Origin of the sequence: Pyxidicoccus sp. MSG2, from assembly GCF_026626705.1 — a bacterium.
Lineage (GTDB): Bacteria > Myxococcota > Myxococcia > Myxococcales > Myxococcaceae > Myxococcus.
On sequence record NZ_JAPNKC010000001.1, the window covers coordinates 991709 to 1016860 of the forward strand.

Consider the following 25152-nt stretch of genomic DNA (forward strand, 5'->3'; position numbering starts at 1 on the left):
TACCGATTCATGCTCCAGGGCAGGGTCATTTTCACAATCCGTCTGCGGAATTGTCCGTCAGTTAACACTCCTACCCCTTGATTTCCTTGGCCTGCGGCTTTTGTCCGCATGCCTGGGAATTCCCCGGATTCAGTTTTTGTTTCAGGGCCGCTAAGGCGTTCTCCGGGCTCCGTCCGTGGAGCCTGCCCGGGTCGGTATCCCCCACAGACCCCGCAGAGGAGAAACGCATGCGCCACACCAAGGTGTCAGCAGCATGTCTCGTCCTGCTCCTGGGAGCAGCGAGCTGGGCGCTCCAGCCCCCGCAGAACGGGCAGAGCGCTGTCGCGAGCAAGGCCTTCTTCAAGCCCGAGTTGTACCTGCCCATCCAGAACGTCCCGTTGGACACGGCGCGCCGCAACATGAGCGCGACCACGGAGGACGCGTGGGACGCGTTCTTCGCGAAGAACGGGAAGGACTTCAACATCTACATCGACCCGCGCACCGGCTCTCCCACGGCCGTGCAGGGCTCCATCCCGCTCATCCCGGGTAACGGCTTCAACAACAAGGTGACGCTGGACGGCGTGCGCGAGTCCATTGGCCGCTCGGTCGCGGACGTGGACGCCAGCGTCGTCGAGGACCTGGTCCTCAAGTTCATCGCGGACAACCAGGCCGCGCTCAACATCGACCTGATGCAGCTGGGTCAGCCCAAGGTGACGCAGGTCAGCGAGCACCTGTGGCAGGTGCACATTCCCCAGCAGGTGAACGGCATCGCCGTGCGCCACGGCCGCGTGGCCGCCACCATCAGCCACGGCAACCTCATCCTCCTGGGCACCGAGGCCTGGGCCAACGTCGGCATCGACACGAAGGCGGCCTTCGGCCCCGCGGACGCGCTGTCCGCTGGCGCCAGCTTCGTCGGCTTCGCTCCCGCCGTGCAGGACCTGTGGCAGCAGCCCACGCTCGAGGTGGCCCCCGTCGCCCGCCAGGGTGAGTCCTTCAGCGGCGCCGTCGGCACCGGCTACGAGCACCAGCTCGTCTACGCCTATGGCTTCCAGGACCCCAACGCCCAGCAGCGCTGGAAGGTGACGGTGGACGCGCTCACCGGTGAGGTCATCGCCATCGAGGACGACAACCACTACTTCGACGCGCAGTACACCGGCGGAGTCTACCCCTCCACCAACATCGGCACCTGCGCCAACAACACCGTGTGCGGCACCCTGCAGCCGAACACGCCCATGCCCTGGGCCAACACGGGCCTGGCCTCGCCCAACAACTTCACGGACGGCGCGGGCATCTACAACTACAGCTCCGGCACCACCACCACCACGCTGGCCGGCAAGTACGTCCGCGTGGCCGACAGCTGCGGCGCGGTGAGCGTCAGCACCAGCACGGGCAACCTCAACCTGGGCGGCGTGAACAACGACCACGACTGCACCGTGCCCGCCGGCACCTCCGCGGGCAACACGGCCGCGTCGCGCTCCAGCTTCTACGAGCTGGGCAAGCTGAAGGAGCAGGCCCGTGGCTGGCTCCCCGCCAACACCTGGCTCCAGGGCCAGCTGGTCTCCAACGTCAACATCGCCAGCACCTGCAACGCCTTCTGGAACGGCTCGACGGTCAACTTCTACCGCAGCGGCGGTGGCTGCCGGAACACGGGCGAGATTGGCGCCGTGTTCGACCACGAGTGGGGCCACGGCATGGACAACTTCGATGCCAACGGCACCCTGTCCAACTCCTCCGAGGGCTACGCGGACATCGCGGCCATCTACCGCCTGCAGACCTCCTGCGTGGGCTACGGCTTCTTCCAGACCAGCGACCGCGGCTGCGGCCAGACGCCGGACGGCTCCGGCTACAACCAGCAGGAGTCCCAAGTTTCCGGCCAGTCGTGGTGCAACACCAAGTGTTCCGGTGTGCGCGACGCGGACTGGGCGGCCAGCGTGAACAACGTCCCGGCCACGCCGCAGAACTTCGTGTGCCCCATGTGCAGCTCCAGCACCGGCCCCTGCGGCCGTCAGGTGCACTGCGCCGCGTCTCCCGCGCGCCAGGCCGCCTGGGACCTCGTCACGCGTGATTTGACGGCGGCGCCCTTCAACATGGACTCCAACACGGCGTTCATCACCGCGAACAAGATCTTCTACCAGGGCAGCGGCAACATCGGCACGTGGCACGGCTGCAACTGCACCGCCGGCACCTCCGACGGCTGCGGCGCCACCAACGGCTACATGCAGTGGCTGGCCGCGGACGACGACAACGGCAACCTGGCCGACGGCACGCCGCACATGACGGCCATCTACGCCGCGTACAACCGCCACAACATCGCCTGCAGCACGCCTGCCCGGACCAACGGCGGCTGCGCCGCCGGCCCCACCGCCGCCCCCACGCACACCGCCACGGCGGGCGACGGCCAGGTGTCCCTCAACTGGACGGCGTCCGCGGGCGCCTCCGAGTACTGGGTGATGAAGACGGAGGGCTTCGCCGGCTGTGACTTCGGCAAGGCGAAGATCGCCACCGTCACCGGCACCAGCTACGTCGACGGTGAGGTCGCCAACGGCCGGCAGTACTGCTACTCCATCGTCCCGGCCTCCTCCAACGCGTGCTATGGCAGCGCCAGCACGTGCAGCTGCGCCACGCCGGCCTGCACCGCGCCGGGCGCCGCCACGCTGTCCACGCCCGCCAACGGCGCCACCGGCGTCGAGCCCCTCGCCGTCCTCGACTGGGCGGACGTGTCGGGTGCCGCCAACTACGAGGTGCAGGTCGCCACCGACTCCGCCTTCACCAACGTCGTGGCCACCGCCACCACGCTGGCGACGAGCACCTGGACGGTGTCGCCGGCGCTCAACACCACCACCACGTACTACTGGCGCGCCCGCGCGAAGAACTCGTGCGGCGGCGTCGGGGCCTGGTCCTCGACGTTCTCGTTCACCACGCGCGGCTGCGTCGCCCTGGCCACGCCCACGCTGGTCAGCCCGGCCTCCGGGGCCACGGGCGTCGCCACCTCCGCGGCGCTCGACTGGAGCGACGTGACGGGCGCCTCCCGCTATGAGGTGCAGGTCGCCACCGACTCCGCGTTCACCAACGTGGTGCGCTCCAACACCGCGCTGTCGTCCAGCAACTGGACGGTGACGCCGGCCCTCTCCAGCGCCACCGTGTACTACTGGCGGGCCCGCGCGGGGGACAGCTGCGGCACGAGCGCCTACAGCGCCACGAGCAGCTTCACCACCACCACCGTGTGCACGCCGGTCGCCGCCGCCTTCGACACCACCCGCCAGGCTCCGACCTGCGGCACGGTGTGCGGCTGCGACACGGGCACCGCGCTGGTCAACGGCCGCGGCACGCTGTCCGGCGGCGCCGAGCCCAACCAGCCCAACACCATCGCCGACTCGTGCGCGGACGGCAGCACCGGCACGTACCACTCCGACGAGAGCATCGACCGGGTGGTCATCAAGACGGTGGACCAGGGCGCGTTCGCCGTCGGCAAGCAGGTGACGGTGGAAGTGACGGCCTGGTGCTGGGGCACCACGGACGCGTTGGACCTGTACTACACGACCAACGCCGGGACTCCGGCCTGGACGGCGCTGACCACCAACCAGGCCTGCACCGCGGGCGGCGTGGCGCGCGTCTTCACGCACACGTTCAACCTGGGCACGACGGCGGGCACGCACGCCATCCGCGCACAGTTCCGCTACGGCGGCACCGCCTCCAGCGCCTGCGTCAGCGGCAGCTACAACGACCGTGACGACCTGGTGTTCGGCGTCGGCACGACGGTGGCGGCCGGCCCGTCGGGCAAGAAGAGCACCACGCAGGGCCGCGCGGCTCCGGCGGACCGCTGAAGTCGCTTCTTTGCTGACTGAATGAGTGAAGGGCCCCCGGGAAGTGCTCCGGGGGCCCTTTGCTTTTCCCGACGCTCGCGGCTCAGTGGCGGCCGTGCGAGTCCGGAGGAGCGGCGTGCCCCGGCTCGTGCGGCGGGGGCCGCCGCGCTTCCTCCATGGGGCCTCCGAACAGGAGCCCCTCCTCCAGCGCGCCACGGCCCGGCTCGTGCTGCGCCAGCTCGCGCCGGTGCGCCTGCTTCCAGCGGTCGTGGCGGTCCCTGAGAATCTCCTGCACGAGCACCTGCGCGGCCGCGGCCAGCGGCACGGCGAGCACCACGCCGGCCAGGCCGGACAGCGCGCCGCCGCAGAGCGCGACGATGGAGATGAGCAGCGGGTTCATCTTGATGGCCCGCCGCTGGATGACGGGCCCGAGCACGTTGGACTCGAGCTGCTGGTACACCATGAACACCGCCAGCGCGATGAGGGCCTGCTTCAGCCCCACCGTGGCGAACGTGATGAGCCCCACCAGCACCGCGCTGATGACGCTGCCGAGGAAGGGGATGACTCCCAGCATCATCACCACCAGCCCCAGCGCGAGGAAGTACGGCACGCCCTGGATGAGGGCCACGGTGGCGGCCACCGTGCCGCCAATGGTCATCACCAGCAGCGTGCCCGCGAGGTAGTTGCCCACCGCCTCGCGCATCCTCCCCACCAACTGCCGCACGTGCGGACGGCGGCGCGGGGACACCCACTGGAGGATGCTCTCGTAGAGGTCCGCGCCGAACAGCAGGCCGAAGACGGTGAGCGCCACCACGGTGATGCCCGCCGCCACCAGCCCCAGCGTGGAGGAGAGGACGTCGATGGCCCGGCCCGCCAGGTCCGCGGGCTCGAAGTGGACCAGGTCCTCCGCCTTCACCTGCACGCCGTACTTCCTCCCCAGCTCCTGCACCCAGTCGGCCTGCGACAACTGCTGGAGGCGCTCGGGCATGGTCTGCACAAAGGACTGGAGCTGCTGCACCAGCTTGGGCACCAGCGTGCCCACCAGCACGCCCATCAACCCGAGCAGCATCAGCGCCACCACGGCCACGCCCAGCCCGCGCTTCAACCCCCAGCGCTCCAGGCGCCGCACCAGCGGGTCCAGGGCAATGGAAAGCAGCAGCACGACGGCCAGCAGCGTGAGCACGGGGTAGAGCTGACGGATGACCACCCAACACAAGACAAGCAGCAGGACCTGAAGCCCCACGGCCCACACCGTGCGCGGAGGCACATAGACCGGGAGCTGCCGACGTGAGGACTTCATGCCCCTCAAGGTAGGAAGTGGTGGCCCGTACGGCAGGCGCCCCACGGGGGCGCTCGTGTGCGCCTCCCGCAAGTGCCCGGGACTCCCGGCGTTCCACGCCCTTGAGAGACAGCAGGCAGGCGAGCAGGCGCTGAGTCGTCAGCCGACCTTCCGGGGCGGCGACCAGGGGCCCCAAGGCCCACCCCTGCCATCGGGGCCCATCGACCCCACCCTCCAGTGCGACGAAAACTCCAAGAAACCGGGACGCGCCCTGTCCGATAATCTTCTATGCCGGTTGTAGCGGCTGCCGCGCGGAGGATGACGCGATGTGGATCGAAGCCATCGTCATGCCCCGGGAGAGTCCCCGAGCGTCACGCTCGCTGTCGCGGCGCGGGCGGGGAACACGGGCGGCTGCTTCCTCGCCTGCTCCCGACCGTGCTCGCCTGCACGCCGCCGGGTGTGAAGAGGGCCGGCGCTTCCGCGACGCGGTGCTGGGCTTCCTTCAAGCGCGCCACCTGATGAGCGCGGTGCGGTGGATCAGCGAGCCGGGCACCCTGCCGCAGGTGACGTTGCACTGTACCCAGGTGGTGTTGGAGCAGCTCCGTCAGGCCCCGGAGTTCGACGCCGGCCTGTCCATGCACCTGGAGTTCCTCGCCTGAGTGCTGCCGGAGTCCGGGCGCGCCCCTAGCTTCAAGGAGACAACACAGGGGCGCCGCGTGGGCGGTGGCGCGAGGAGTGCCGCCACCACGGGACGCGGAGGTATGCGTCATGAGTGAGCTCACCATCAAACACTCCGGGACACCGGACGAGCGTCGCCCCTTCGTGGCGCACGGCCATGTGGACGCCTTCGACCTCGGGGGTGGAAGCATCGTCGGGCGGGGCGTCTTCGAGCCGGGGTGGAAGTGGTCCCAGGACGTGAAGCCCATCGCGGGCACGGAGAGCTGCCAGGCCTCCCACGCGGGCTACGTCATCTCCGGCCGCATGGTCGTCGCCATGGATGACGGCACGCAGGCGGAGCTGGGGCCCGGGGACATCGCCATCATCCCGCCCGGGCATGACGCCTGGGTCGTCGGCAACGAGCCCTGCGTCATGGTGGACTTCGAGGGCATGTCCCAGTACGCGCGGCGCGAGGAAGCGGGCACGAAGTACGCGGACACCGAGGAAGTGGCCCCCGGCATCCACTGAGCGGGGCCGCTACGGCGTGCAGGACGCGCCGGGCTCGGCCGGGATGTGGCCTTCGTAGGTGAGGCCGGTGGGGCCGTACCAGGGCAGCACCTCGATGGCGAAGCGGCCGGCCTTCACGGCCGGGTCCTGCTGCGAGAGCGCCAGGGCCTCCTCGCGGGTGGCGACGTCGAAGATGAAGATGCCGGCCAGTGCATCCGGCGGCGCGTCGGCCGGCACATCGAAGGGGCCGGCGATGACCAGCTTCCCGCACTTCGCCAGCCGCTCGATGTTGGCCATGTGCCCCTTGCTCGCCTCGACGGCCTCGGGCGTGCGCTCCTTCGTCCACGCCGGCCCCCGGCGCAGGAAGGCCATGTAGTAGGTGCGCATGGAGAACTTCTTCTCCGGTGCCGCGGTGGCACGAGGCGCCTCGGCGGTCGGGGCGGCCCCGCTCTTCGAGGCGGTGACACAGCCCGTGGCGAGGGCGAGCAGGACGGGAATGGAGAGCACGGTTCGCATCGCGCCTCCTTAGCACGCGACGCGGACGGGCTCGGGCTCCGGCGCCTCCTGTTCGAGCGCCAGCGGCACCTGCTTCATGCCAGGAACTTCACGCGGCTATCCCTCGCGAGCGAGGTCGCGCGCATGTTGCACCCACGCCTCCAGCGAGCCGTGCTCCCGCCACCCGCGCAGGAGCTGCGTCCCCACGGAGCGAGAGAGAATGAAGGCGCGCAGCGTCTCGCGCACCCGGACGGCTTCCGGACTCCGGGCCTCGGGCTCCGCGCGGCGGGCATGCGCCACCATGCGCTCCCATCGGCGCTCCGGCCAGCGCCGCGCTTCGGGATGTTCGGCGTGAAGCGGCTCCCACAGCTCGTGCGCCAGTCCGACGAGTCCGGCACGCGCCTCGCGCAACCGGGCCGACGCCTCCAGCGGTGCCTCTGGATTGCGGTCGTGTTCGCAGAGCCAGAACACCACCTCCGGCCACTCGGCGGGCGTCGGCTGGAGGGACGGCAGGCGCTCGCGGAGGATTCCGTCCAGGCGGGCCCGGGCCGTCTGGAACCAGAACTCCGCCTGCGCGAGCTGCTCGGAGCCGTCGTGCGGCGCGAGGTGTGGCTCTCGTCCGGCGCGCTTGCGCACCTCTCCGACGACGCCACCCGAGCGGTCCACACCCGTGAGCCGCGCCCAGCACGTGGCGAGCGCAGTCTCCCCTTCCGACCACCGCTGACGCAGCGACAGGAGGTCTTCTTCCCGGAACGGCAGCGGCCTGGCCGGGTCGAAGGGCTCGGAGAGGATTCTTCTCAGCAGCGCGCCGAAGGTGGAGACGTCCCGCAGGAGGGGCAGGTCGTCGGGAAGCACCTCGCTGGCCACGGCCTGGCGCCGCGCGGGAGGCACCACGCGCGGTGCACATCGCGCGTGCTCTTCCAGGGCCCACATCCAGCCAACGAGGCCGCTGCTTCGCCCAGGCGAAGTGGCGATGCTCCGCTCGAAGTCTGGTCGCCCGGCGCCACCCACGTGGAGCTGCTGGCTGTTCTCGCCACCTTCGCTCGGAGAGGCGCTCGCACCTCCTGACGCGGGCCGCTCCAGAGGGGGGACTTCCACTCCCGTTACGCCGAGTCGCTCGGCGGCGGTGCGGAAGAGGGTCTCGCGCAGGGCAGAGACCTCGCGAAGCATGCGAACGGTGGGCGAGCTCTCGGGCCAGCCCTCCACGCGAGCCCGGCGGAGCGCCATGGCGAGCGCCGCGTCCACGCGCTCCAGGTCCGCGCCCGACGTGCGCAGCAGCTCCAACCGGCCGCGCACGCGCTCCTCCCAGTGGGGCGCGCGCAGGACATCCAGCAGCTCCCGGTAGCGAGGCCGCGCGGCCTCCAACAGCTCCGCGCGCCCTTCCAACCGTGCGCGGTAGACATCCCTGACCGGACCCACCATCAGCGCCTCACCCGGCGGAAGTCACGGACAGCCGACATGCGCGCATCCTCCCCTGTCCCTCCCGGAGAGCCAATGGGACCGGCCCATCTGTAAACAGGTACCGGATGCCATCGGGTTGCCCTCACGCCAGCAAGGTGTCGAGCGTGCCCCAGTCGACCCCGTTAAAGTATACGCCCCCCTCGAGCTTCGTTCTTCGCCCGGAGTAGCCCATGACGTTCCCCCGCGCCCTCGCGCCGCTGTGCGTCCTCCTCCTGCTTTCCGCCTGCTCCGACCCCGAGCCCACACCCGGGCCGGTGGACAGCGGCGCCACGACGGATGCCGGCACCGACGGCGGCACGGATGCTGGCACTGACGCCGGCACGGATGCTGGCGCCGACGCCGGCACGGATGCTGGCACTGACGCCGGCACGGATGCTGGCGCCGACGCCGGCACGGATGCTGGCACCGAGACGCCCCTGACCATCAACACCGAGGTCCTGCCGGAGGCCTACGTGGGCCGCGCGTACCAGGCCACCCTGGCAGCGTCCGGCGGCGTGGCGCCCTATGTGTGGTCGCGCTTCAGCGGCGTGCTGCCCGTGGGCCTGTCCCTGTCGGACGAAGGCGTGCTGTCCGGCACCCCGGGGACATCTGGCGAAGTCGCCTTCACGCTCAGCGTGCGCGACGCGGCCGGAGTCTCCGTCCGGGCGGCACTCTCCGTCACGACCCATGAGCTTCCTGCCCTCGCCGAGGTCCCCGCCCCGACGCGCAAGGTGGGCGACACCGTCACGCAGACGCTCACCGTCACTGGTGGCAAGGCGCCCTACACCTTCACCTCCGGCACGCTGCCCCCAGGGCTGACGCTGGCGAGCGGCGTCCTCCAGGGCACGCTCAGCCAGGCCGGCACCTTCACCTTCGACCTCACCGCCACGGACGCGAATGGCGTGACGGCCACCCGCACCGTGACGTTCACCGTCCTCGAGCGCTTCGCCATCACCACCGGAGCGCTGCCCCAGGGCACGCGCGGCGAGCCGTACACCTTCACGCTCACCGCGTCGTCCGGCCGTGCGCCCCTGACCTGGAGCATCACCGCCGGCGCGCTACCCGCCGGGCTCACCCTGTCCACCGCGGGCGTCCTCTCCGGGACGCCGACCTCGGCGGGGACCTCCACCTTCACCGTCACCGTGCAGGACGCGGACGGACAGACGGACGCGCGGGAGCTCTCGCTCGTCGCGAGAGACCCGGGCGCGCCGGTGTTCACCGTGGGCCAGTTCAACATCACCTACTTCGGCGACAACACGCGCGGGCCCGACCACTCCACTTCCGACGGTGGCACGTCGGACGACCTGCAGATTGCCTACGCGCGCGACGTGATGCGCGACGCGGGCGCCAACGTGTGGGGCATGGTGGAGATGGTGGACACGAGCGACTTCGACGTCCTCAAGTCCCAGCTCCCCGGCTTCAGCGGCTTCCTGTCCAACAACGCCGCCTTCGTCTCCGGCGGTACGTCTCCCTACGGCACCAGCAGCCAGAAGCTGGGCGTGCTCTATGACAGCGCCCTCACCTTCCAGGGCTCACAGCTCATCCTGAACGACGCCACGCACCTGCCCGACTTCAGCAGCCGCCCACCGCTGCGCGTGGACTTCACGACGGAAATCCAGGGCGTGGAGACGCCGCTCACGGTCATCGTCGTCCACATGCGTGCCGAGAGCGCCGACCCCACGGGTCCCCGCGACTCACGCCAGCGCGCGAGCGCCGCGCTGAAGGAGTACCTGGACACGAACCTGCCCACGCAACACGTCATCGTGCTCGGGGACTGGAACGACGACGTGGACGAGTCCATCACCCTGGACCCCAACTCCGGCTCGCCGCTGCCCACTCCGTACCAGGACTTCGTCTCGGACCCGGAGCGCTACACGTTCATCACCCGGGCCCTTTCGCTCGCGGGGGACGACACCTCCATCGGCTTCGAGAACGTGGTCGACCACACGCTGGCCAGCAACGAGGTGGCCTCCTGCTACGTGTCCGGCTCGGCCCGGGTCATCTACGCGGACAATTGGGTGCCGGACTACCTGAACACACTGAGCGACCACCGCCCCGTCACCAGCGCGTACGCATTCAGCGCGGAGACGGGCCCCTTCCTCCGCCTCAAGGCGCCGCAGGGCGGCACGTACCAGGCGGGCAGCGTGCTCGCCATCACCTGGACGTCGTGGTCCGTGGGCGAGGTGCGCGTCGAGGCCTCCACCGACGACGGCGCGCAGTGGAGCGTGCTCGCCGCGTCCGTGCCGGCGGCGCAGGGCAGCTACCTGTGGACGCTGCCGGACCTCGACTCCAGCACCGTGCGCGTGCGGGTGGTGGACGTGTCCAACCCGGCGCGCACCGACACGAGCGACGCGGCGCTGACGCTCGTCAAGGGCCCGGGGCGCGTGTTCATCAACGAGGTGCTCGCCTTCGAGCCCACCGTCAACGGCTCGCTCAACCAGGCCTACGAGTTCGTGGAGCTCGTCAACGCGAGCCCCTTCCCCGTCGACATCTCCGGCTGGAGCGTATGGGACTCCACCAACGGGGCCGCGCGCCATGTCTTCCCGACGGGCATGAAGCTGGGCGCGGGCAAGGGCTATGTCGTCTTCGGTGGCAACGCAGGGATTCCGGCCGGCCTGACGAACGCGGCGGCGGCCTCCAGCAACCAGAACACGCTTGGACTGAGCAACAGCAACGACTCCGTGCGGCTCCGGCTGCCGGACGGCGGCGTGGTGGACCAGTACAACTACACGTCCGCCACGCAGAACGTGTCCGTGAATCGCTCGCCGGATGGGGACCCGGCGGCGGGCTTCGTCCTGCACAACGCCCTGCCCTCCGGACTCGGCAGCTCACCCGGCCGGCACGCGGACGGGACGGAGTTCTAGCGGGCGGCAGGGCGTCCGCCGGGGACGCCTGTCTCACTCATCTGGAACGAGAGGACAGCGGCTGAGGGGTGGCCTTGCCGCCACCATTCCGCATGTGGATGGGCGTCCACGAGGGCCACATCCTAGAAGCGAGCCCGGTGCCGGTCGACAGGTCCACCGCGTACCAGTCGGCCCATCCCCCACCTCCATTCTTGCTGCCGGTCACGATGTCGGCTTTGCCATCTCCATCGAAGTCGCCTACCAACGGCTGATAGTCGGCGGCGCTTCCACCGTTCCGCATGTGGATGGGTGTCCACGAGGGCCACATCCCAGAGGTGAACCCGGAGCCGGTCGACAGGTCCACCGCATACCAGTCAGCCCATCCTCCACCTCCATTCTTGCTGCCGGTCACGATGTCCGCTTTGCCGTCTCCATTGAAGTCGCCCACGCGCGACTGATAGTCGGCGCTGCTTCCACCATTCCGCATGTGGATTGGCGTCCAGGAAACCCAGGTCCCGGAACTGAACGCCGAGCCGGTCGACAGGTCCACCGCATACCAATCGGCCCATCCCCCGAATGCGTTCTTGCTGAGGGTGACGACGTCGTCTCGACCGTCTCCATTGAAGTCGCCTACCAACGGCTGATAGTCGGCGCTGCCGCTACCGTTTCTCATGTGGATGGGCGTCCACGAGGTCCAAGTCCCGGAGGTGAATCCCGAGCCGGTCGACAGGTCCACTGCATACCAGTCGGCCCATCCCCCACTGCCGTTCTTGCTGACCGTGACGATGTCGTCCTTGCCGTCTCCGTTGAAGTCACCCACCAACGGTTGGTAGTCGGCACTGCGGCCGCCATTCCTCATGTGGATGGGCGTCCACGAGGTCCAGGTCTCGGAGATGAATCCCGAGCCAGTCGACAGGTCCACCGCATACCAGTCGGCCCATCCCCCACTTCCGTTCTTGCTGACCGTGACGACGTCGTCCTTGCCATCTCCGTTGAAGTCTCCCACCAGCGCCCGATAGTCGGCCCCGGGGCCACCATTTCGCATGTGGATGGGCGTACGCGAGGCCCAGGTCCCAGAGGTGAACCCCCTGCCGTTCGACAGGTCCACCGCGTACCAGTCGGCCCATCCTCCGGACGCGTTCTTGCTGACGGTGACGACGTCGTCCTTGCCGTCTCCGTTGAAGTCTCCCACGAGCGGCTGATAGTCGGCGTTGCGGCCACCATTGCGCATGTGGATGGGCGTCCACGAAGTCCAGGTCCCGGAGGCGAATCCCGAGCCAGTCGACAGGTCCACCGCATACCAGTCAGCCCATCCTCCGGATGCGTTCTTGCTGAGGGTGACGATGTCTGCCTTTCCATCCCCACTGAAGTCACCCACGCGCGACTGATATTCCGGGCCTGTAGACGGGGGAGTGAGACATCGACCATCGCCGCCGAGAATCTGGCCTGCCAGGCAGTCTGCCAGGGGATAGGCGATGCTCGCGACGGGCGTTCCATCAGGTACAAGGGAGGGCATGAGTGTGTAACTCCGCTCCCACAACGGCAGTTCCCAGTGGAAAAGGGTGGCGTCCACGGGCGACCAAGACTCGTAGATGTCGATGCCCCAGACGTTGAGAGCGAGCCTGGCTCCTGCCACCACGCTCACATCGAACCCGAGCTTGATACCGTTGTTCACCTCGATGGCATCCGGCTTGAGCGTGGACCAGGTCGCGTCCCAGTAGGGACCCGCGAATGCGGTCACCGGCATCTTCACATAGAGCACCTTTTCGAGCACCACCTCGGGAGCCAGCCCGATGTAGGGCATGACATATCCAGATACTCCCAGCGTCGTGGCAATGCGAAAGTCCGGGTAGATGAACGCGTCCTGGAACGACGTGGTCGACCCACGCTGGTCAGACCAGCCAATGTCCAGCGCCACCGTGGCGCCATAGAGCGCACAGAACTTCACGCCGACCCGCGTCTCGGATGCCAGCGCGAAGCCCGCCTTGTAACCGATGTCCGGGCGCACCCCCAGGTCGACGAGGAGCGGCCCGATGACGAACGAGGTCCCCCAGAAGGTCGACCACAGCGACTTCGTGGCGGTCAGGGTGACACCCTTGGTGGCATTCGCGCCGAGGTAACCATCCAGCATCAACATGAAGCCCACGCTCCCTCTCACATGAGACCAGGTGATGGAGACATCCGCGTCAATGCCAGTGCTGACCGCCAGATCCAGCATGCCAATGCAGACCCCATCAAAAGAGCAGTCCTTGAGCACGCTCGTGGGAATGTCCATCCTCTTGCTCAGCCGGTACGTCGCGAGGAGATCAGCGTAGCTTCTGACCTTCGCCTGATAGGCGGCGTCATCCTGCATGACTCTTCCACCAGTCTCCGCCACACCGGCTCGCCGTATCGCGCCACCGGGTGAGCCGGCAGAAGGCGTCTTCATGTAGAAGACCGGCATGACGTCCGCGTAGGAGGGGACGTCCTCGGCGGACGAGAGCAGGGCCCCCAGGGGCAGCTCCGCCCCTCGCCGCAGCTCGGGGCGGATGCCCTGCGGCACAACCCTCCGGTACTTCGCGGTCGCAACGTCCATGATGATGTCGCCGGGCTCCACGGAGAACCCTCCCGACAGGCTGGTGCTCCGTGTTGCCCGGGAATCCACCTTGACGATGGCGTTTCCATTCACGTTGTACCCAAGATTGCCGCCAGCCGGATTGAGCCCTGGAATCAGATCTGGCGCGTATGAATACATCGCGGTGCTGAGGGATTCCCTGGACGAGATGAACCTCAGATAAATCTTGCTCTGAGAGGTGGGTCTCGCGCTGCTGATCGAGTCCACGTATTCGAGGTCACTCTTTCCGTCGCCGTCGAGGTCGGCCTGTTCCGATGCGCGCAGCGTGACCTGTCTCACGGCTTTGACGCCTCCTTGCGCGTCGAAGAGCGTCACGCCGAGAGATACAGCTTTCATGTCAATGGAACGAACCTCGATGAAGCCGAACACCTCCGCGCTGGCGTTGTCGATGTACTCATAGAGGGTTTCGCCAGAGGCATCGGCCTTCTTTCGAAGCTCGGGAGGAAGGCGGTCATGAGGGACCATGGCCCGGCTCAACGGAGCTATCCGGATGGGTATCCGCACGCCCTGGGCCAGGTGGCTCAGCACTGGATTTTCCAGGTCGAAGAGCAGGCTGCCTCCCATGAAGGGCAGGCTCTTGAGCGACTCAAATGAGACAGCCGTCCCGGGGGCCGCCGATTTCACGAGTGCACCCGCCCTGGCCTCAGGCTTGTGACACGCCCCCTCCCTGAAGGAGCAACACCCAGAGCAGACCAGCGCGAGCAGCATTGCGCACAGGATCATTCGAACAGTCACAGGCCCCCCCAGCAAACAAGCTGCGACATACAACCGCAGCAAGGAGAGGCACTACATCCGCACGCATGGAATCCCTGCACCCCCGTCTACTTGCTGACGCTTTTCTGAGGAGCCCCTGCCTCACTGAACGGCAACATCCGTCCGGAGGGCGCTGCGCTGCCAGGGCCTGTCGGGCTGCGCGAATCGGTTGCGCTCTTGAACGAGGCCCACGACAGCACCACCTCCCTGCCCGATGCGTCGCGCCCGTGGAGGAAGTCCAGCACCTGCTTGACGTCGGGCCGCACGTCCGACGGGCGCACCGTGACATGTCCCCGGAAGCCGCCGCGCTCCAGGTCCTCCTCCACGGAGATGACCTCGCGCCAGGGGCGCGTGCTGGACTCCACCTGGTCGTCCCAGCTCACGGTGAGGCGCTCGACGCGCTCCCAGGTGACGTCGCCGCCCTCGGGCACTCGGACCGTCACCCCGCTCCGCCAGCCCTCCTCGCCGCCAGGCTCACGCGCACGGTTGAACTCCAGCGTCGCCAGGGGCGGCGCGTCCGGAGGCGGCTGCCCGCGGACCTGCACGAAGGTGGTGGCGGTCCGTGCCGCGCCTGCGCTGTCACGCGCGGAGAGCCGCACCGTGAAGGCGCGCAGCTCCTGCGCTCCCAACGCCTGCGTGGCATAGCCATGCGACGCCGTGGGCTCCTGAGTCACCGTGGAGGCCCCGTCACCGAAGTCCCACTGATACGCGGTGAGCGGCGCCGCGTCCGGGGTCACCGCCCGGAAGACGAAGTCACCCGCCCCTTGTTGGCTGACCTCCAGCGTCAATGACTCCGCTTCCTTCGACGCGCCGCACTCGCGCACGTCGATGCCCACCACCTGTTCGGCCAGCACTCCGACGCGCCGGCCTCCCAGGTCCCTGCACACCTGGAAGCGCACGAAGTACCGGCCCGCGCTCTTCGGAGCGCGCCACTGGAGCCGCGAGCCGGGTTGCAGCTCCGCGCCCGTCTCGGCGCCCGGCCACACCCAGCGCTGGACGGCGCCCGGCTCCGGCTGACCGCCCACGCGGGCGGACAGCATCATCGGCTCGCCCGCGCACACCCACGGGCGGTCCGCGTCGATGCCCTCGATGAGGGCGGTGGAGGTGAGGACCACCCGCTCCTCGTTCAAGGCCAGGGAGAGGGCCTCCCCCGTCGCCGCTTCGGGGATGGACGCTGAAGCGGGTGGCACCGGCCGCACCGGAGCCATGGGCGCGGCAGGCGCATCCACGGCTCGCGACGCCGTCACCACCACCGTGCCAAGGCTGGTGGGCCGCAGCGGTGCCTCGCCGCCCTCCGGAAGTGTCAGCGCCACGCCGACGACCACCAGGGCGCCGCCCGCCACGAGGACCAGGCGGCTGCGGACACGGGCGCCGCCGTGGCGACCTTCAGGAACGCCAGGGGACATGGGAGCGCGCGGACTAGAAGCCGAAGTCGACGAGGTGCCGGCGATAGCCCTCGGAGTTGGGCCGGTACCACTGGTCATCCCAGCCCTTGAACTCGACGTCGTCGAGCAGCCGCTCCGTCTTGCCGTTGAGGACCACCTGATTGATCAACGGCACCGCGAGGGAGCCCACGTTGCGTGAGATGAGCTTGCTGCTCGTGTCGAGGAACTGGGACGCGTACTTGCTGCAGTAGTCCTGGGCGAAGCAGCCGCTGTCACAGGTGGACAGGTTGTTGTACGTCGCATGCTTGTCCTCGGCGACGTAGAGCGTGGGCCAGCCGCGATAGGCATTGCGCGAGTCGCTCGTGTCGTACTCGAGCTGGTCATACGAGTACCAGGCCGACGAGTCACACACGCTCTTGCGGTGCGCGGACAGGTAGACCCAGTCGAGGTACCAGCGGCCTCCGGAGTAGTGCACCTCGAAGAGCTGGAACTCGGGGTCACCGTCATGGCCGGTGGTGACGCCGGTGTCCTCGAAGAAGGTGTCCAGGTAGAAGATGCGGAGCGTGCGGGTGGCGAAGGCCTCGCTCTTCACCGCGTAGTAGGGCCGGCGGCCATAGCCGCTCTCACCGGTGTCGAACCAGAACTTCGGCATGAACGCCAGCGCGAGCTGGTACTCGCAGTCGTCGTTGAGCCCGTCCCGGTCCGCGTCCGTGCCGCTGCCCCAGCAATTGTCACCGTAGGGGATGGTGGACAGGCCATCGGCCCGGGCCACGGATGACGACAGCAGCAGGGTGAGACCCAACGACATGACGACGGTGCGGATACCGCGGTTCATGGAGCGCTCCCGGGGGTGGAGACGTCGAGGAGGAGCGCACGCTAGCCCTCCTCTGCCTCACGGCTCCACCCCGGTGCGACGCATATCGTTCGTGAGCGTCGGCTATCTCCCCACCACCGTGAGGTGTAGGAAGTGGCCATGCGCGCTCCCTGGCGATACCTGCTCCCCTGCGTCCTGTTCTGTCTGACGTTGCCTCCCCGGACGGGCGAGGCCCAGGCCGTCTCCGCGAGACCTCGCGCGAGGGAGCTGGGCATCACCTTCGGCGGGCAACCCGGGCCGCACAACGCCATCACCGACGTGACGGGCGTGGAGGTCGGTCACGTCACCCTTATCTCCGGCGACGGCCCGGGGGAGCCAGGCAAGGGGCCGGTACGCACCGGCGTCACGGCGGTGCTGCCCCGGGGACGCGACGGCGTGGCCGAGGAGGTCTTCGCCGCCGTGTTCGCCCTCAACGGCAACGGAGAGATGACGGGCACCCACTGGCTCACCGAGTCGGGCCAGCTCGCCGGCCCGCTGATGCTCACCAACACCAACGACGTGGGCGCGGTGCGCGACGCGGTGATTGCCTGGGCCATGAAGCGCGGGCTCGCGTGGGAGCTGGGCCTGCCCGTGGTCGCGGAGACCTGGGACGGCACGCTGAACGACATCTCTGGCTTCCACGTGAAGGGCGCACACGCCTGGCAGGCGTTGGACACCGCTCGTGGAGGGCCCGTCGCGGAGGGCTCGGTGGGCGGAGGCACGGGCATGGTCTGCCACGGCTTCAAGGGCGGCATCGGCACGGCGTCACGCAAGCTGCCGGACGCGGAAGGCGGCTACACGGTGGGCGTGCTGGTGCAGTGCAACTACGGCTCGCGCCGGCTCCTCTCCGTGGAGGGCGTGCCCGTGGGCGAGGAAATCACCGACCTGCGCACCTGCTACGAAGGGAGCCAGAAGCCGGCCAATGAGATGTTCGGGAAGGTGCCGCCCTGCTCCGCCTCGGGGGGCGTCACGAAGCCCACCATGAAGGAGGGCTCGGGCTCCATCATCGTCGCCGTCGCGACGGACGCGCCCCTGTTGCCCCACCAGCTCGCGCGGCTGGCACGTCGCGTCCCCCTGGGCATCGCGAAGATGGGCGGCCTCGGGGAGAACTCGTCGGGCGACATCTTCCTCGCCTTCTCCACCCAGCACGTGAAGCCTCCCGGGGGCGCGCCCATCGCCAGCGTGTCGGTGCTCGACAACGAGCTCATCAACCCACTCTTCGAGGCCACGGTGCAGGCCACGCAGGAGTCCATCCTCAATGCCATGCTCGCCGCGGACACGATGACGGGCGCGGAGGGCATCCGCGTCTTCGGCCTGCCCCACGACAGGCTCGTGAAGGCCATGCGCAAGTATGGGCGGCTGACCTCCGCGCCGGGACAGGCGCCCCGAAAGGCGGCTCCCGGCGGACTCAAACCCTGAGCGGCGCTACTTCGCCGCCTTCCGCGCGGCCACCCACCCCTGGACCTTCGTCTCCAGCACGTCCAGCGGCAGCGAGCCGTCGAGCAGCACCACGTCATGGAACTCGCGCACGTCGAAGCGGGGGCCCAGCTCCTTCTCGGCGCGCGTGCGCAGCTCGCGAATCTTGAGCTGGCCGACCTTGTACGCCAGCGCCTGCGCCGGCCAGGCGATGTAGCGGTCAATCTCGTTGGTGGTGTCCAGCTCCGGGCGCGGCGAGTTCGTCAGGAAGAAGTCCAGGGCCTGCTGGCGCGTCCAATGCTTTGCGTGCATGCCGGTGTCCACGACGAGCCGGACGGCGCGCCACATGTCGTACGCGAGCTGGCCGAACTTGTCGTACGGGTCGTCGTACAGGCCCAGCTCGTCGCCCAGCGTCTCGCAGTACAGCGCCCAGCCCTCGCCGTAGGCGACGTAGTAGCCGAAGCGACGGAAGTCGGGGATGCCGGTCTGCTCGGCGGACAGCGTCGTCTGGAGGTGATGGCCGGGCACCGCCTCGTGCAGCGTGAGGGGCACCATCTCCCAGCGCGGCCGCGTCTCCGGACGGTACAGGTTGACGAGGTACGTTCCCGCGCGCGAGCCGTCCGTCGCGCCGGGGTAGTAGAAGCCCGTCGTCGCATCCGGGGCCATGGCCTCGGGCGTCGGCTCGACGCCGTAGGGCTGGCGCGGCAGCGTCTTGAACAGCTTCACCAGCAGCGGGTCGATACGCTTGGAGAGGCTGCGGTAGCGCATCAGCAGCTCGTCCCCCGTGCGGTAGTAGAAACGCGGGTCCGTGCGAAGGAAGTGGAAGAAGTCCGCCAGCGAGCCCTGGAAGCCGGCCCTGGCCTTCACCGCCTCCATCTCCGCGCGGATGCGCTTCACCTCGGACAGGCCCAGCGCGTGGATTTCGTCCGGCGTCAGCGACGTCGTGGTGAATCTGCGGGCCAGCAGCGCATACAGGGCCTCGCCCTCCGGGAGCTGCCAGATGCCCACCTGCTCCAGGCCCTTCGGCAGGTACTCCTCCGTGAGGAACTGGTGGTAGCGCTTGAGGGCGGGCAGCACGCCCTGGGCAATGGCGGCACGGCCCGCGGCGGCCAGTCGCTGCTGCTCTGCGGCGGGGATGCTGGCGGGGAAGCGCGTGAAGGGGCTGTGGAAGGCGCTCTTCTCGGGCGCGTCCACGAGCTGCTTCTCCACCTGCGGCGGCATGCGCTTCACGACGACCGCGGGGTGGACGCGCCCCTCGCGCAGGCCCTCGCGCATCAGCGCCATCACCTGGTCCACGTAGGTGCCGAAGCGCTGCAGCCGCGTCACCCACTCCTCGTAGTCCTGGACCGTGTCGAAGCGCAGCATGTCCGCGAGCTGGTAGGCCGTCTGGACGCCCGGCGGCTGCTTGATTCCCTCGGGCAGGCCGCCCATGTGGTTCGACGGCATCAGGTACGTCTTGAACCGGTGCTCCTCGATCCACAGCTCATGGTCGCGGAGGAACAGGTCGTAATTGAGCTGGTCCGTCGCGGAGAGCTTCTTGCGGTCCAGCTTCTTCACCTGCGCGACGACCTGGAGGTTGTGCTGGTGGTCCGCCTCGATGGCCTTCAGGCTCAGGTCATCCCAGCGGTCGTTCCACCGGCGGTCTCCCGACACCGACGCGTACGTCGGGTTGTGCTCCAGTTGGTATTGCCACTCGCGCTGGATGAGCGCGTGCAGCGTGGTGGCGGTGGCATCCCGCTTCTCGGCTTCGGCGGTGACAGGCAGCATCGCGATGGACCCCATGACAACGAGCAGGACTGCACGGAACATCGAACCGCCTCTCTAGCGGAGGGAGGGCGTGCCCTCGGGAGCAGGGAGCACCGGCTCCTCCGGGAGCGGGCGCTTCAGGATGACGAGCGCCAGCGTGGTGGCCAGCGTACCCACCGCGATGGCCACGAGGTAGAGCCCCACCGGCTGCACCGCATTGGGGATGGCGAGCACGAACACGCCGCCGTGCGGCGCGCGCAGCCCGCATCCGAACCACATGGACAGGGCCCCCGTCACCGCGGAGCCGAAGACGATGGAGGGGATGACGCGCAGCGGGTCCTTGGCGGCGAAGGGGATGGCGCCCTCGCTGATGAAGGCCAGGCCCAGCACCGCGGCGGCCTTGCCGGCCTCGCGCTCCTGGAGCGTGAAGCGGTTGCGGGCCACCACCGTCGCCAGCGCCAGGCCGAGCGGCGGCGTCATGCCCGCGGCCATCACCGCCGCCATCGGCGTGAAGGTGCTGGAGCCCAGCAGCCCCACCGCGAAGGCGTAGGCCGCCTTGTTGATGGGCCCGCCCGTGTCGACCGCCATCATCCCCCCGAGCAGCAGCCCCAGCAGGATGGCGTTGGTGCCGCTCATCCCCGTCAGGAAGTCCGTCAGCCCGTGCATGATGGCTGCCACCGGCGCGCCAATTACGTAGACCATCAACAGGCCGACGACCAGGGACGACAGCAGCGGGAGGATGAGGACGGGCTTCAGCCCCTCGAGGTTGGCCGGCAGGCGGATGTGGTCCCTGAACCACCGCGCCACGTAGCCCGCGAGGAAGCCCGCGGCGATGCCGCCCAGGAAGCCGGCTTCGATGCGGCTCGCCAGCATGCCACCGATGAAGCCCGGCGCCAGCCCTGGCCGGTCCGCGATGGAATACGCGATGTAGCCCGCCAGCGCCGGCACCATCAGCGCGAAGGCCGCCTGGCCAATCTGCATCAGCGCCGCGGGCAGCGTGCCCTCCTGCTTGAAGGCGTCGATGCCGAAGACGAACGACAGCGCCATGACGAGCCCGCCCGCCACGACGAACGGGAGCATGAACGACACGCCCGTCAGCAGGTGTTTGTAGGGGCCCGCCGGCTCTGCCTTCGCGCGCGCCACCGCCTGCGCGGGCGCCTCGGCGGCGGGAGTGCCGGCCACCACCACGGGCAGCGCCAGCGCCCGCTCAATCACCGAGTCCGCCTGCTTCAGCGCCTCACCCACCGAGGTCTTCAACAGCCGCTTGCCCGCGAAGCGCTCGGTGGAGACGTGGGTGTCCGCGCCGATGATGACCGCGTCCGCCGCGGCGATTTCCTCCGGCGTCAGGAGATTCTTCGCACCCACCGAGCCCTGCGTCTCCACCTTGAGGGTGTAGCCCTTCGCCTTCGCGGCGCGCGTCAGCGCTTCGGCCGCCATGAAGGTGTGGGCGATGCCCGTGGGACAGGCGGTGATGGCCACCAACCGGCCGGAGCCTCCAGCGGTGGGCGTGGCCGCGTGTGTGGCCGTCACCACCGTGACGGGCGGCGTCACCGGCGCCGGGGGCGCTGGCACCACGGAGAGGGCCGAGGCCGGCGACCGGGCCACCGCCTCGTCGATGATGTGCTCCGTCTCCCGGATGGCCAGCGCCGTCGAGGTCCGGATGATGCGCTTGCCCTGGAAGCGCGTCTCGTCGACGGTGATGTCGGCCGCGACGATGACCGCGTCCGCCTCCGCGATGGCCGCCGCGTCGAGCGGCGTGCGGGCCCCCTCGGAGCCCTGCGTCTCGACGGTGATGTGGTGCCCCTTGAGCGCCGCCACCCGCCGCAGCGCCTCGGCCGCCATGACCGTGTGGGCGATTCCCGTCGGGCAGGCGGTGATGGCTACCAGTTTCGCCATGGTCGTCCGTTCCTCGTCTCTCGCGGCTCAGGCACTGCCCAAAGGATGGATGGCCACGTAGGGCATCAGCGCTTCCACGCGCGCCGCTGAAGGCGGCACCGGACCGACGCGGACCAGCTTGCCGGAAGCGAAGGCAGTGCCGTACCGCGCACAGTCCTCCAGGGTGCGCCCCGCGAGCCGCGCGGCCAGCACTCCGGCCACCATGGAGTCCCCTGCCCCCACCGTGCTGGCGACCTCCACCTTGGGAGGCACCGCCAGCAGCGCCCCCTCGTGGCCCACGAAGATGGCGCCGTCCGCGCCCAGCGACACGACCACCAGCGAGATGCCCGTCGCCTGGAGCTGCCGGGCCGCGCGCACCACGTCATCCCGGCCTGGGAGCGGGCAACCGAGCAGCTCGGACAGCTCGTGCGCGTTCGGCTTCACGAAGTCCGGCCGCGCCGCCACCGCGTGCTTCAGCGGCGCGCCGCTGGTGTCCACCACCACCAGCGCGCCGCGGGCCCTGAGCCGCGCCGTCAGCGTGGCGTAGGTGTCCTCGGGCACGCCGGCCGGAAGGCTGCCGGCGAGCACGAAGCAGCCGTTGTCCACGGCGAGCGCCTCCAGCCGCTCCGCCAACATGCCCAGTGCCCCTTCCGGGACTCGCAGCCCCGGCAGGTTGAGGTCCGTGACGGTGCCGCCCGCGCGGTCCACCACCTTGATGTTGACGCGGCTGGAGCCGGGCAGCCGCACGCAGCGGTCCTGGATGCCGCGCTCGCGGAACAGCGCCTCGAAGACCTGGGCGTTGTCCGAGCCCAGGAAGCCCGTGGCGGTGACGGGCGTCGGGCCGCCCGCGAGGAAGGCGGCGACGTTGATGGCCTTGCCGCCGGCCGTGCGCGTCTCAGAAGCCACACGGTTGACGGCGCCCGCGGTGAAGCCGGGACAGTCGAGCGTCTGGTCGATGGCGGAGTTGAGGCTCACCGTGACGATGCCCGGCTTCGTCGGCGTCATGCGTCCACCCCCGTCCGGGCCAGCAGGCCCTGCACCAGCGCCCGCACGTCCGCCGCGTTGTCACAGGCGAGCGCCCTTCTCGCGAGCGCCTCCAGGTCCGTCATGGACACGCTCCGCAGCAGCGCCTTGATGGCGGGGATGGTGGGGATGGCGACGCTCAGCTCGGTGACTCCGAGCCCGGCCAGCGTCATCGCCCCCGCCGGGTCTCCGGCGACGCCGCCACACGCGCCCACCCAGATGCCGGCCGCGCGCGCGGCCTTCACGGTGAGGTCGACCATGCGGAGCACCGCCGGGTGGACGCCGTCCGCCTGCGACGCGAGGACGGGGTGCTCGCGGTCCATCGCCAGCACATACTGCGTCAGGTCGTTGGTGCCGATGGAGAAGAAGGACACCTCCTTCGCCAACTGGTCCGCGAGAATCACCGCCGAGGGGACCTCAATCATGATGCCCGTCTCCACCGGTGCCGCGCCCACCTCGCGCCGCACGTCCTCGGTGATGGCCTTCGCCTTCCTCAATTCGCCGAGAGTGGCCACCATGGGGAACATGATGCGCACCGGCCCTTCCAGCGACGCGCGCATGATGGCGCGCAGCTGCGTGCGGAACAGGTCCTCCCTCTCGAAGCACAGGCGGATGCCGCGCACGCCGAGGAAGGGGTTGGCCTCCGCGGGCAGCGACAGGTAGGGCACCTGTTTGTCGCCGCCGATGTCCAGCGTGCGCAGGATGATGGGCAGCCCGTTCAGGGCCCGCACCATGGTGCGGTAGGCCTCGTATTGCTCGTCCTCCCCGGGCGGGTCCTCGCGCTGGAGGAAGAGGAACTCCGTGCGCATCAGCCCCACGCCCTCGCCGCCGGCATTCACGGCCTTCTCCGCGTCCCTGGCGGAGCCGATGTTCGCCGCCACTTCCACGCGGTGCCCGTCGCGGGTGATGGCGGGCTTGTAGCGGTCCAGCTTCTCGGCCTCGCGCTGCTCCCGCACCCGCTCGCGCTGGGTGGCCGCGCGCTCGCGGTCCTTGGCGGACGGCTTGAGGACGAGGACGCCCGCGTTGCCATCGAGGATGCACTCGTCCCCGTTGGACAGGTCCAGCACTCCCGGCCCGGCGGCGACCACCGCGGGGATGTCCAGCGAGCGGGCGATGATGGCCGTGTGCGAGGTGGCCCCGCCCCCGACGGTGCACAGGCCCAGCACCATCGCCGGGTCCAGCTTCGCGGTGTCCGACGGGGCCAGGTCCTCGGCCAGCAGCACCACGGGGTGGTCCGGCAGCGTCGCCACGCCCTCCACCACGTCCGCGAGCAGGCGCAACACGCGGCGGCCCACGTCGCGTAGGTCACCCGCGCGCGCGGCGAGCAGCGGGTCCGGCAGGCGCGCGAGCACCTCGGCCCGGGCCTCGTAGACGGTGCGCCACGCCCAGCCGGCGCTCGCCCCCGCGTCGATGTGGCCGTGCGCCTCGGACACCATGTCCGGGTCGTCCAGCAGCTCCTGATGGGCCTTGAAGATGGCGGCCCGGGGCGCACCGGCCTTCTTGAGGAACTCCTGGTACAGGTTCTGGAGGTCCGCCGTCGCGCCGGCCAGGGCCTTTTCCAGCCGGCGGCGCTCGGCCACCGCGTCCGGCGCCCGCTCCTCCACCTCCAGGCGCTCGTGCTGGAAGGCCCACACCGGCCCGGCGGCGATGCCCGGCGACGCGGAGATGCCGGCCACCATCGTCCCCTCGTAGTCGAGCCGCGCGGTGGGAATCACCACGGGCTCCGGCCTGCCGGGCCGGGGAGCGGCCACCTCCTCATCGAGCCCCTCGTCGAAGGCCTCGCGGATGGCGGCCAGCGCCGTCGGTGCATCCTCGCCCACGGCGCTGATGGTCATCGTTGCGCCAGCCCGTGCGCCGAGCGACAGCAGCGTCACCAGGCTCTTCGCGTTGGCCACCCTCCCCTCGAAACGGACGGAGATGTCGCTGCGGAAGCGCTTCGCCACCTCCACGAGCGCGGTGGACGGGCGCGCGTGCAGACCATGCGGCACGGGCGAGGTCACCTCGATGCAGCAGCCCCCACCAGCCAGCGGGGTCGGAGCTGTTTCGGCAGGCGCGCCAGCGCCATTGAGGGTGGCAACGACGATGTCCAGGTCGGTCGTCCGGGCCAGCTCTTCGGCCTTCGCCGCGTCACCGAGCACGCCGGTGAGGTTGGCCAGCACCTGGAGGTGCTCATCCGAGCGCGCGGCGATGCCGACGACGATGCGCGCGTGCCCGTCCCCACCCCAGTCCACGCCGCGAGGGAACTGCACGACGACGACGCCCGTCAGTCTCACCATCTCCCGCGCATCGGGCGTGCCGTGGGGAATGGCGATGCCGTGCCCCAGGTACGTCGCGGAGACCTTCTCGCGGCGGAGCATGCTGTCGATATAGCCGGGCTCGACGAAGCCCTCGTCCACCAGCGTCTGCCCGACGAGGCGAATCGCCTCCGTCCTGCTCGTGGCGCTCTGTCCCAGCCGGACGTGCGTCCTGCGCAGTGTCAGCATC

At 69.5% G+C, this 25152-nt stretch carries 15 protein-coding genes; 5 read left to right on the top strand and 10 right to left on the bottom strand.

What is annotated here, in order from left to right; all coding sequences use genetic code 11:
• Nucleotides 1-227: 227 nt before the first annotated feature.
• Nucleotides 228-3803, top strand: a complete 3576-nt coding sequence (locus OV427_RS04175; RefSeq protein ID WP_267854810.1) for an endopeptidase — start codon at nucleotides 228-230, stop codon at nucleotides 3801-3803.
• A gap of 82 nt (nucleotides 3804-3885) precedes the next feature.
• Here the strand turns inward: OV427_RS04175 and OV427_RS04180 are convergent, their stop codons facing one another.
• Nucleotides 3886-5082, bottom strand: a complete 1197-nt coding sequence (locus OV427_RS04180) for an AI-2E family transporter (RefSeq protein WP_267854811.1) — start codon at nucleotides 5080-5082, stop codon at nucleotides 3886-3888.
• 305 nt (nucleotides 5083-5387) lie between these two features.
• On the opposite strand from OV427_RS04180, the gene OV427_RS04185 reads away from it, so the two are divergent.
• Nucleotides 5388-5720 (top strand): hypothetical protein, encoded by a 333-nt coding sequence (locus OV427_RS04185; protein WP_267854812.1) that lies wholly within the window; start codon nucleotides 5388-5390, stop codon nucleotides 5718-5720.
• A 109-nt stretch (nucleotides 5721-5829) separates the two neighbouring features.
• Nucleotides 5830-6246 carry a cupin domain-containing protein gene (locus tag OV427_RS04190; protein WP_267854813.1) on the top strand — a complete coding sequence of 139 codons (417 nt, stop codon included), beginning with the start codon at nucleotides 5830-5832 and terminating at the stop codon, nucleotides 6244-6246.
• Between the two features lie 9 nt (nucleotides 6247-6255).
• Here the strand turns inward: OV427_RS04190 and OV427_RS04195 are convergent, their stop codons facing one another.
• Together OV427_RS04195 and OV427_RS04200 are read right to left on the bottom strand one after the other, a co-directional pair.
• Nucleotides 6256-6741, bottom strand: a complete 486-nt coding sequence (locus OV427_RS04195; RefSeq protein WP_267854814.1) for a YciI family protein — start codon at nucleotides 6739-6741, stop codon at nucleotides 6256-6258.
• 96 nt (nucleotides 6742-6837) lie between these two features.
• Complete coding sequence (locus tag OV427_RS04200) at nucleotides 6838-8142, bottom strand: hypothetical protein (RefSeq protein WP_267854815.1); 1305 nt, start codon at nucleotides 8140-8142, stop codon at nucleotides 6838-6840.
• 209 nt (nucleotides 8143-8351) lie between these two features.
• Between OV427_RS04200 and OV427_RS04205 the strand changes: the two genes are divergently transcribed.
• Nucleotides 8352-11024 (top strand): putative Ig domain-containing protein, encoded by a 2673-nt coding sequence (locus OV427_RS04205; protein WP_267854816.1) that lies wholly within the window; start codon nucleotides 8352-8354, stop codon nucleotides 11022-11024.
• Between the two features lie 37 nt (nucleotides 11025-11061).
• Here the strand turns inward: OV427_RS04205 and OV427_RS04210 are convergent, their stop codons facing one another.
• The 3 genes from OV427_RS04210 to OV427_RS04220 form a co-directional block, all read right to left on the bottom strand.
• On the bottom strand, nucleotides 11062-14181 hold the full coding sequence (locus tag OV427_RS04210) for an FG-GAP repeat domain-containing protein (protein WP_267854817.1): 3120 nt from the start codon (nucleotides 14179-14181) through the stop codon (nucleotides 11062-11064).
• A gap of 257 nt (nucleotides 14182-14438) precedes the next feature.
• Nucleotides 14439-15776: a PKD domain-containing protein gene (locus OV427_RS04215; protein ID WP_267854818.1), complete on the bottom strand. Its 1338-nt coding sequence runs from the start codon at nucleotides 15774-15776 to the stop codon at nucleotides 14439-14441.
• Between the two features lie 13 nt (nucleotides 15777-15789).
• On the bottom strand, nucleotides 15790-16590 hold the full coding sequence (locus OV427_RS04220; protein WP_267854819.1) for a hypothetical protein: 801 nt from the start codon (nucleotides 16588-16590) through the stop codon (nucleotides 15790-15792).
• A 138-nt stretch (nucleotides 16591-16728) separates the two neighbouring features.
• Here OV427_RS04220 and OV427_RS04225 point away from each other — a divergent pair, with 138 nt between their 5' ends.
• Complete coding sequence (locus tag OV427_RS04225) at nucleotides 16729-18027, top strand: P1 family peptidase (RefSeq protein WP_267854820.1); 1299 nt, start codon at nucleotides 16729-16731, stop codon at nucleotides 18025-18027.
• 6 nt (nucleotides 18028-18033) lie between these two features.
• Here OV427_RS04225 and OV427_RS04230 read toward each other — a convergent pair whose 3' ends face one another.
• Genes OV427_RS04230 through ptsP form a run of 4 tightly spaced genes read right to left on the bottom strand, consistent with a single transcriptional unit; the run spans nucleotide 18034 to nucleotide 25151 of the window.
• Entirely contained in the window at nucleotides 18034-19833 is a 1800-nt protein-coding gene (locus OV427_RS04230) for a DUF885 domain-containing protein (RefSeq protein ID WP_267854821.1), read from the bottom strand.
• A gap of 12 nt (nucleotides 19834-19845) precedes the next feature.
• Entirely contained in the window at nucleotides 19846-21666 is a 1821-nt protein-coding gene (locus tag OV427_RS04235; protein WP_267854822.1) for a PTS fructose-like transporter subunit IIB, read from the bottom strand.
• A gap of 27 nt (nucleotides 21667-21693) precedes the next feature.
• Nucleotides 21694-22650: a 1-phosphofructokinase gene (pfkB, locus tag OV427_RS04240; RefSeq protein ID WP_267854823.1), complete on the bottom strand. Its 957-nt coding sequence runs from the start codon at nucleotides 22648-22650 to the stop codon at nucleotides 21694-21696.
• The gene (gene ptsP, locus OV427_RS04245; protein WP_267854824.1) at nucleotides 22647-25151 is read right to left on the bottom strand and encodes a phosphoenolpyruvate--protein phosphotransferase; all 2505 of its coding nucleotides are present in this window, start codon (nucleotides 25149-25151) and stop codon (nucleotides 22647-22649) included. The genes pfkB and ptsP overlap by 4 nt, the downstream gene beginning before the upstream one ends.
• Between the last annotated feature and the right edge of the window lies 1 nt (nucleotide 25152).

Coding starts and splice junctions, on each gene's coding strand:
- OV427_RS04175 (WP_267854810.1), top strand. CDS start 228: ATGCGCCACACCAAGGTGTCAGCAGCATGTCTCGTCCTGCTCCTGGGA.
- OV427_RS04180 (WP_267854811.1), bottom strand. CDS start 5,082: ATGAAGTCCTCACGTCGGCAGCTCCCGGTCTATGTGCCTCCGCGCACG.
- OV427_RS04185 (WP_267854812.1), top strand. CDS start 5,388: ATGTGGATCGAAGCCATCGTCATGCCCCGGGAGAGTCCCCGAGCGTCA.
- OV427_RS04190 (WP_267854813.1), top strand. CDS start 5,830: ATGAGTGAGCTCACCATCAAACACTCCGGGACACCGGACGAGCGTCGC.
- OV427_RS04195 (WP_267854814.1), bottom strand. CDS start 6,741: ATGCGAACCGTGCTCTCCATTCCCGTCCTGCTCGCCCTCGCCACGGGC.
- OV427_RS04200 (WP_267854815.1), bottom strand. CDS start 8,142: ATGGTGGGTCCGGTCAGGGATGTCTACCGCGCACGGTTGGAAGGGCGC.
- OV427_RS04205 (WP_267854816.1), top strand. CDS start 8,352: ATGACGTTCCCCCGCGCCCTCGCGCCGCTGTGCGTCCTCCTCCTGCTT.
- OV427_RS04210 (WP_267854817.1), bottom strand. CDS start 14,181: ATGGGAGGCAGCCTGCTCTTCGACCTGGAAAATCCAGTGCTGAGCCAC.
- OV427_RS04215 (WP_267854818.1), bottom strand. CDS start 15,776: ATGTCCCCTGGCGTTCCTGAAGGTCGCCACGGCGGCGCCCGTGTCCGC.
- OV427_RS04220 (WP_267854819.1), bottom strand. CDS start 16,590: ATGAACCGCGGTATCCGCACCGTCGTCATGTCGTTGGGTCTCACCCTG.
- OV427_RS04225 (WP_267854820.1), top strand. CDS start 16,729: ATGCGCGCTCCCTGGCGATACCTGCTCCCCTGCGTCCTGTTCTGTCTG.
- OV427_RS04230 (WP_267854821.1), bottom strand. CDS start 19,833: ATGTTCCGTGCAGTCCTGCTCGTTGTCATGGGGTCCATCGCGATGCTG.
- OV427_RS04235 (WP_267854822.1), bottom strand. CDS start 21,666: ATGGCGAAACTGGTAGCCATCACCGCCTGCCCGACGGGAATCGCCCAC.
- pfkB (WP_267854823.1), bottom strand. CDS start 22,650: ATGACGCCGACGAAGCCGGGCATCGTCACGGTGAGCCTCAACTCCGCC.
- ptsP (WP_267854824.1), bottom strand. CDS start 25,151: ATGCTGACACTGCGCAGGACGCACGTCCGGCTGGGACAGAGCGCCACG.